Raw genomic sequence first — 732 nt, forward strand, 5'->3', positions numbered from 1 at the left:
GTACCGGCACGTCTTGTGCTGTTTGATCCGGGGGCGTGCGCCAATTTAATGCCGTTGGCGCCCATCCATGGTGCATCTTTATGGTGCGACGTTCTTTTGTGGTGCGCAATGAATAATGTTCACCGCTAACCGATTGAAATCGCGTGCACTATTTTGTGGCCTGATTCTTGAATGCTCCTTGTCGGTGCAAGTTTCCGGCACGTTTTGTGTTGGTGCATGAGGACGAGGAGATACCGAATGAAAATGCTGACTGCGGTGGTCAAGCCGTTTAAGGCCGAAGAGGTGCGTGATGCGCTGGCCCAGATTGGGGTGCAGGGCATGACGATTACCGAGGTAAAGGGGTTTGGACGCCAGAAAGGGCACACCGAACTGTATCGGGGGGCAGAGTACGTGGTGGATTTTGTTCCCAAGGTGAAGCTGGAGCTGGCGGTCCGTGAAGAGCAGCTGGACCAGGCGATCGAGGCAATCATGAAAGCGGCCGGCACCGGCAAGATCGGCGATGGCAAGATTTTCGTGACGGACCTGGAGCAGGTGATCCGTATCCGTACCGGTGAAACTGGCAGCGAAGCCATTTAAGGGGCCCGGCGATGAAAAAATTGATAGCTGTATTGTTGATGTTGCCTTCGCTGGCGCTGGCCGATGGTCTGGATACCGGTGACAGTGCCTGGATTCTCACCGCCACCGCGCTGGTGCTGTTCATGACGCTGCCGGGCCTGAGCCTGTTCTACGGCG

1 protein-coding gene is annotated in these 732 nt (G+C 56.1%); it reads left to right on the forward strand.

Annotation, left to right across the window (positions count from 1 at the left end; translation table 11 throughout):
* The first annotated feature begins 237 nt into the window (after positions 1-237).
* On the forward strand, positions 238-576 hold the full coding sequence (locus A3730_RS20135; protein WP_063518540.1) for a P-II family nitrogen regulator: 339 nt from the start codon (positions 238-240) through the stop codon (positions 574-576).
* The last annotated feature ends 156 nt before the right edge of the window (positions 577-732 follow it).

The organism is Alcanivorax sp. HI0044 (genome assembly GCF_001634945.1).